The 6,779-nt window shown below is 66.0% G+C and carries 8 protein-coding genes; all 8 read right to left on the bottom strand.

Going from position 1 to position 6,779, the window contains the following annotated elements; all coding sequences use genetic code 11:
- The coding region (locus AB1609_13120; GenBank protein ID MEW6047400.1) for an FAD-dependent oxidoreductase at positions 1–825 on the bottom strand (825 nt) is incomplete at its 3' end.
- A gap of 37 nt (positions 826–862) precedes the next feature.
- Positions 863–1,714 carry a sugar phosphate isomerase/epimerase family protein gene (locus tag AB1609_13115; GenBank protein MEW6047399.1) on the bottom strand — a complete coding sequence of 284 codons (852 nt, stop codon included), beginning with the start codon at positions 1,712–1,714 and terminating at the stop codon, positions 863–865.
- Between the two features lie 48 nt (positions 1,715–1,762).
- Positions 1,763–2,806 (bottom strand): Gfo/Idh/MocA family oxidoreductase, encoded by a 1,044-nt coding sequence (locus tag AB1609_13110; GenBank protein ID MEW6047398.1) that lies wholly within the window; start codon positions 2,804–2,806, stop codon positions 1,763–1,765.
- Positions 2,807–2,830: 24 nt separating this feature from the next.
- On the bottom strand, positions 2,831–3,811 hold the full coding sequence (locus tag AB1609_13105) for a DUF4434 domain-containing protein (GenBank protein MEW6047397.1): 981 nt from the start codon (positions 3,809–3,811) through the stop codon (positions 2,831–2,833).
- 92 nt (positions 3,812–3,903) lie between these two features.
- Positions 3,904–4,749: a MurR/RpiR family transcriptional regulator gene (locus AB1609_13100; protein ID MEW6047396.1), complete on the bottom strand. Its 846-nt coding sequence runs from the start codon at positions 4,747–4,749 to the stop codon at positions 3,904–3,906.
- 31 nt (positions 4,750–4,780) lie between these two features.
- The gene (locus AB1609_13095; GenBank protein MEW6047395.1) at positions 4,781–5,530 is read right to left on the bottom strand and encodes an N-acetylmannosamine-6-phosphate 2-epimerase; all 750 of its coding nucleotides are present in this window, start codon (positions 5,528–5,530) and stop codon (positions 4,781–4,783) included.
- 208 nt (positions 5,531–5,738) lie between these two features.
- On the bottom strand, positions 5,739–6,386 hold the full coding sequence (wrbA, locus tag AB1609_13090) for an NAD(P)H:quinone oxidoreductase (protein MEW6047394.1): 648 nt from the start codon (positions 6,384–6,386) through the stop codon (positions 5,739–5,741).
- A gap of 58 nt (positions 6,387–6,444) precedes the next feature.
- Positions 6,445–6,779, bottom strand: a 335-nt coding sequence (locus AB1609_13085; GenBank protein MEW6047393.1) for an alpha/beta hydrolase, incomplete at its 5' end; no start/stop codon positions are given.

Raw genomic sequence — 6,779 nt, 5'->3', positions numbered from 1 at the left:
GTCGATGTGCACGGCGATGCGCGGGCAGTTGAACGCCAGCGCATCCCGCCTGCCGGGTACGCTGAAGCACTGGAAGTAGTCCCCGTCGGACTCCTCCAGGTCGCCTGCATCCACTGCCCGGCGGAAGATGGGCTCCAGGACGTGCCCCCGCCCCCAGACCATCGCGGCCTCGAAGTAGCCAGGGGGCCACGGGTGGCCGCCCAGACCCTCGACGAAGCTCGAAAGCCGCGGCAGATCCACACCCCCTGCGATCCACCGCACCGAAAACGCCTGGCGCTCACCCCACTCACCGCCGCTCTCCCAGGTGCATCCGGCTGCGGCGGCCACGTCGGCATCCCCGGTGGCGTCCACCACGACGCGCGCCTTGAAGCGCTGCAGACCGCTCTTGTTGTGGGCGATGAGGCCGGAAATACGGCGCGCCCCGGCCTCGAGGGGTTGGACCTCCACGTCGATGACCCGGGTGTAGTAGAGCAGCTCGACCCCCGCCTCGACGGCCATCTCCTCCAGGACGTACTTCAGCGCCTCCGGGTCGAACCACCCGTCGTTCTCGGGCGTGGCTCCACCGCCACCGATGGCACGCAGCCGCCGCTTGATCTCGTCGGTGATACCCCTGTTGAGGTTAGCGTCGCCGAGGCGGTTTGGCATGAGAGGGGTGACGAGCGCAGCGGTAGCTGTCCCGCCGAGGAAGCCCTGTTCCTCCACGAGAAGGGTGCGGGCGCCCAACCGGGCTGAGGCGATGGCGGCTGCGCTTCCGGCAGTACCCCCGCCCGCGACGATGACTTCAAACTCATGGCTCTGAGGGCCCACGGTATTTCCGTTCCCCATGGTGGCCTGCTGAGTCACCCCGTTGAATTTGAAAGAGCTAAAGTGATCGCAGTATCGCCAGGAGATTTGCCCGGGACTCGATAACACCGGCGCGTGCGTCACCCTCGCCTTCGTACTCGATGGAAAGCCACCCGCGGTAGCTCCGCGCGTGAAGGCTCCCCAGCACGGAGGCCCACGGAACGTCACCGCCCCCTACGACTACACCCTTGTACGCCCGCCCTGCCAGGGAGCGCAGCAGCGTCCCCTCCTCGGTTGCCCCGGCCGAGCCCGGCAGGCTGGCGAGGTCCTTCACGTGAACATGGGCCACCACATCCGCTAACTGGGCGGCCGCCTCCCTCGGATCCTCGTCGCAGAGCAAGAAGTTGGCAGGATCGAGATTCACACGCATGTGCGCCAGGTTGACGAACCGGATCGCGTCGAGCATGTTGCGTATCCGCCCTGCTGGGCCCGGGTGATTTTCGAGGGCCAGCACGACTCCCGCTTGGGCGGCGTAGGCGGCCACTTCCGCGAGGCTCTCCTCAATCGTCCTCTTTACATCCTCGTAGCGGACTTTAGCGTGTTCTCCGCCGGCGAACACCCGTAAAACCGGAGCACCCAGGCTGACAGCCGTATCGATGTCACGGCGGACCTGCTCCAGCTGCGCCCGCCGGGCCTTCGGCTCGAGGATTCCGAAATCGTTCGTGGCATCGTAGGCGGCGACATGGACGCCAAGACCTTCACAAAGGCGTCTTACCTCCGGTACTTCCCGTCCCGGGTCGCGCCAGAAGAGGTTCAAAAGCTCAACGCCTGCAAACCCTTCATCGGCAGCCCACCCGACGAATCCTGCTGTATCGATGCGCCCCGCTTGAGCCTCACGATGCAGGGACCACATACTGACGGCAACCTGCATGGTCCGCCCCCCTTTCTCAAACCGTTTCGTATGGTGACCGCGCAGCTGCTACGCCACGTGCACCGTGCGCCCGGACTCGGCCGCATCGTACGCGGCCAGTATGACCCGAAGTGCCTCGATCCCCTCGTGGGCACCGACAACGGGGGATTCTCCGGTCCGGACGCAGTCGAAAAAGTGCCGCAATTCTTCGAGATACGGATCGCTCCGGCCCACGGAAGGCACGATCCACCCGCGGACCCGGGGCCCCGTCACCGTCGGAGCCAGCAGCTTGATGGGCGTCTGGTAGTCCACGAGCATGGAGCCTTCCGTTCCATAAAGCTCGTAGCCTAAAGCCCCGTCCTTGGTGGACCATCCCACCTCGATCGCCCCCAGCGCTCCCCCCGCGAAGTGGAGCAGTACGTGAGCCGTTCTCTCCACCTCGCTATCAACTTCAACCGGGCTCGTCATGGCTGCCACTTCCCGTATGTCAGCCCCGACGAGCCAGGAGGCGAGGTCGACCGCGTGGATCCCCATGTCCAGAAGGGCTCCCCCGCCGGCGAGCCGGCGGTCGAGGAACCACCGGCTTTCAGCCGGCCATGAGACGTACGGGCCTTCGTGCGAGAACCGCATGCGCAGGCTCACGATCCGGCCGATCGCTCCTTCTTGAACGAGCTTATGGGCATATCGGTTGAAAGCGTAAAAGCGGTGGGTGAACCCGACCATGAGGACGCGCCCCGCTTCCCGGGCCGCGTTTTTCATCGCGAGCGCGTCGGCCAGGGTCGTCGCGATAGGCTTTTCCACGAGGACGTGTTTGCCCGCCTTGAGCGCAGCCACCGCGTGTTCGGCATGCAAGTAGTTCGGGGTACATACGATCACGGCATCGAGCGGTTCTTGAGCGACCATCTCCTCGATGGTGGAGCATACCCGGGGAATCGAGAACCGGCGCGCCGCTTGCTCGGCCCGGTTCCTGTCCACATCCGCCACGGCCGTGACCTGAACCCCCGGCAGGTGGTTCAGCGCCGGGAGGTGGGCGATTCGCGCGATGGCCCCCGTACCAAGGACTCCGACCCTGATAACCTCTGGCTCGTTGTTCGCAGAACCTGCGCGGCTCATAGCTCAGGCCCCACCCCCTCTGCTTCAACTCTCCGCTCCCGTACGGCGCTCCAGCCAGGCCCGATACGCCCGGTACAGGTCGACAGAGCTGGGATGCCCCGCCGGTGCCAAGCTGTCAGGAGCATTCATGAGGCCGAGGTACTGGTATCCGAGGATCTTCTCGACGTAGCGTGAGGCGGCGGCGAGCTGAGCCTCGATCCGGGCCATGGGCGCGGGCACCAGCGGGCTTCGGTACACGGGACCCTCGAACCGGAACAGCTCCACGTCCGCCCACAGCGGGATACCCGCCCGGTCATGCGCCTGGCGAACACGGCTCCAGATGCCGTCGAGCTCGTCCAGCCGGGTCTTTTCGACGCCGACCTCGTCCTGGTAGGCGACGTAATCCACCTCGAGCGCACGCAGTTGAGAAACGAAACGGGCATCTGGCACGACAGTGCGAGTCCCGTAGGGAGCGATGAGGATCGGCTTGCCGGGCGCTATCTGGCGAAGCCGGCTCGCCATAGCCTGCGTGTACCGAAGGTAACCGTCGGGGAAGTGGCCCCGGATGGGTGCCTCAACCGGCAGGTACCAGCCCCCGAACGAGGTGTGGCGGCCGTAGCGCTCCCACAACTCCACCGGCACATCGCGGCTGTAACGGAGGGCCACAGGATCTCTCGTGTCGAAGCGGCCCGTATCAGCCTCGAAGAAGCCCAGCCCGATGAAGACTCTGGCGTCCTCCCGGTCGGCCGCCTGCAGCACGGCCTCGATGGGGTCCTCGCAGTGGAAAGGTCGCCATCGCCGGGGGATGACTCTGGAAGGGTACAGGGCCATACCCTGGTGTGCGACCGACATCAGCACGAGCGTCTTCATTCCGATGCCGGCCATCTCGCGGATCTTGGCCTGCCACTGCTCGCCGGTGAACGCGGCGGTCTGCATGTTCCAGTAGTTGCCGTCGTACGGGTTGGGATGGCGAAAGTCGAACCAGCTTCCCTCAATCGGGAGGGTTTTGGACCGCTCCGACTTCACCTCATGTCCCCACCCTCTCACCGAACCGACGAGCATCAAGGCAGCTGCACCAAGCAAGCTCCGGCGATTCATGATCAACACCGGGGAAGCCATCAGTACAGCCTCCTGGAAATCGCGCGGCCCGTCTCCTCCTGATACTTAAGAGCCGCCTCGGGCCGTGCCTGAACGACGGCTCGGAGCAGAAGATCCAGCATGTGCAGCTGGCCGATCTTGGACGTGAACGAGCCCGCCTGCAGGGGCATTTCCCGGGTCGCGGTCACAAGGACGACGTCGGCAACGCGGGCGATCGGGGCCTGTGCGTAACCCGTGATGGCTATCGTGTGAGCCCCGCGGCTGCGAGCCACGTCGAGGCATTCAATGGTATCCCGGGTACTGCCTGAGACCGAGAGCCCGACCGCAGCATCCAGCGAGGTCAGCCTTGATGCATCCATCAACTGAAAATGGGCGTCGAGAAAAGCGCGTGCCGGCAAACCCATGCGCCAGAAGGAACGGCTGGCGTCCTGCGCCGTAATGCCGGAGTGGCCGACCCCATAGAAGTGTATTTCCCTGGCCGCGGCCAGAAACTCCACCGCTTTTGTGAAAGTCCGACGGTCAAGCAGCCGGTACGTGTCGACGATCACCTTCTGGTTGTTCTCCGTGGCTCGACGCAGGAGGTCGGGTTTGTCAGGCTGCCCCGCGTGGCTGGTTTCGCCGGAGCCCTCCGAAAAGATGTCACGGGCCAGTTCGATCTTGAAGGCCTGATAGCTCTGAAAACCCAGCTTTCGCGCGAAGCGGAGTACCGTTGTCTCCCCCACGCCGGCCGCTGCGGCAAGCTCCGTCACGGAAGCGTAGACTGTCGCCTGGGGATCGCGGCGAACAGCCATCGCCACCTTCTGCTCGGAGTCCGTCAGGGCCGCCAGGGTGCTATGAAGACGAGCCAGGAGCGGAGGCCGCGACACAGCGGGTTCCCCTCCCCCTGCGGTTTCCGGCTCAACTTCCTTGATCCTTTCCCGCACCGCCAAGCGCTTCGACAAACCGCCGGGTTATCAGGTGGGGCCGCGTGATGGCACTCCCCACCACCACTGCAAAGGCACCCAGTTCCAGGCAGCGACGGGCCTGCCACGGGTCCCAGATGTGTCCCTCCACCACCACCGGTACCCCCAGGCGAGTGGTGACCTCCTGAACCATGCGCGCGATCAGCGTGAAATCGGGCGCGTAGTCCAGGGGTGGGTGATCCCCCACGTAACCGACCAGCGTGGTCGCAACCAGGTCAAAGCCCAGCCGGGCGGCGGCTACGCCCTCGGCCACGCTACTCACGTCTGCCATGAGCGGCAAGGGCCAGCGAGCCCGAATGGCCCGGACAAACTCGGCCAAGTCGAGCCCGCTCGGCCGCAGCCTGAGGGTGGCATCCAGCGCCAGGATATCTGCACCTGCCTCCACCGCCTCCCCCGCTTCCCGCAAAGTCGGGGTGATGAACACGGGCGAATCGGGATACTTCCTCTTGACAATCCCGATGATTGGCAGGGGAACCGTTCTCCTGATGGCCCGAATGTCCGGACCCGAGTTGGCCCGGATCCCGGCCGCGCCCCCCTGCCACGCGGCGACGGCCATCGCAGTCATGAACTCCGGGCCGTGCAGTGGTTCGCCCTCGGGTGCCTGGCAAGAGACGATGAGGCCCCCTCGAATGCGTTCGAAAAGCCCGCCGTATTCATCTCCAGAGGCATTGCGCGTACGTTGCATCGTTGCGTAGCTCGTCCGCCCTCCGCCGTTGACGCAGACCTCCTTCGACGGATGGAGGAGAACTCCTTCCGATTCCGCCGATTTCTTGGAGATCCGCTCCAACCCGCTCGGCTGCCTGCCGTTGCAGCCGCCGATTGGGGAGCCAGGGCTACGGCAGGCCCTTCACCACTAAGAGCCGACCTTGGCCGGTGCGGCAGAGAGCCCGAGCCTAGCGCTCCACGGTTGTGAGCTGTTCCTCTTCTTCGGCCCGCTGCCCCTCCCGCACCCAGCGCGCCACCCGCACGAGGCGCGCGGCCAGGTGGCGAAGCGCCCGCCGCACCTCGTCATCCAGAGGGGGTTGCCCGCCCATCGCCGTCCAGCTCACCCCGTAGGGGTTGCCACCGGCCTGAAAGACCCGAGGATCCGTGTAGCCGGGGGTGACCACGATGCAGCCCCAGTGGTACATCACGTTGTAGAGGGCCAGCAGCGTGGCCTCCTGGCCCCCGTGCGCGTTGGACGCGCTGGTGAAGGCCGCCGCCACCTTGTTGGCCAGCTTGCCCTGTGCCCACAGCGGCCCCGTGCTGTCCAGGAACTGCTTGAGCTGCGACGAGACGTTGCCGTACCGGGTCGGCGTGCCGAAGATGTAGGCGTCGGCCCACTCCAGGTCATCGTGGCCGGCCATCGGCACGTCCCGCGTCGCTTCCAGGTGGGCCTTCCATGCGGCGTTTTTCTCGACCGCCTCGGGCGGCGCCAGTTCGGCCACGCGCCGCAGCCTCACCTCGGCGCCGGCCTCCCTGCCCCCCGCCGCGACCTCCCGAGCCATCCGGTATACGGTGCCGGTCGAGCTGTAGTAGATGATGGCTACCCTGGGCGTCATCGCCATGCGCTGTCGAGCACTCCTTCCCTGAGGTGCGGTAGCTATAGCTTGCCGTCTTTCAGCCTTCGACCGGCAGGGATGTCCAGACCTCCAGTTCCCTGACCGGCACCCCGTCGCTCCAGTTGCCCATGAACCGCTGCTCGGGGGTGTTGCCCAGGGCGAACTCGCGGTTGCGGTAGTAGAACGCCGCATCGGTCAGCGCGTCGAACAGCTTCCACAGCCCGTAAAAGTCCAGCGCATCGGGCAGCCCGACACGCTGGTCCAGGTCAGGCCGGCCCGTCACCAGCCCGAACAGCCGCAGCGCCACTCCTTGCGCCCAGACCGGCGCCGTTGCGTCCGCCGCCGGGCCCGCCGGCGAGGCAACGAGGGAGGCAGGCGCGTAGTGGTCGGCCA

Source organism: Bacillota bacterium (assembly GCA_040754675.1).
Lineage (GTDB): Bacteria > Bacillota > Limnochordia > Limnochordales > Geochordaceae > Geochorda.
This window is presented reverse-complemented; position numbering and strand designations above follow the sequence as displayed.

Excerpts from the sequence above, each read along its gene's own strand:
- AB1609_13115 (MEW6047399.1), bottom strand. The coding sequence starts at position 1,714 with ATGCAGGTTGCCGTCAGTATGTGGTCCCTGCATCGTGAGGCTCAAGCG.
- AB1609_13110 (MEW6047398.1), bottom strand. The coding sequence starts at position 2,806 with ATGAGCCGCGCAGGTTCTGCGAACAACGAGCCAGAGGTTATCAGGGTC.
- AB1609_13095 (MEW6047395.1), bottom strand. The coding sequence starts at position 5,530 with ATGCAACGTACGCGCAATGCCTCTGGAGATGAATACGGCGGGCTTTTC.
- wrbA (MEW6047394.1), bottom strand. The coding sequence starts at position 6,386 with ATGACGCCCAGGGTAGCCATCATCTACTACAGCTCGACCGGCACCGTA.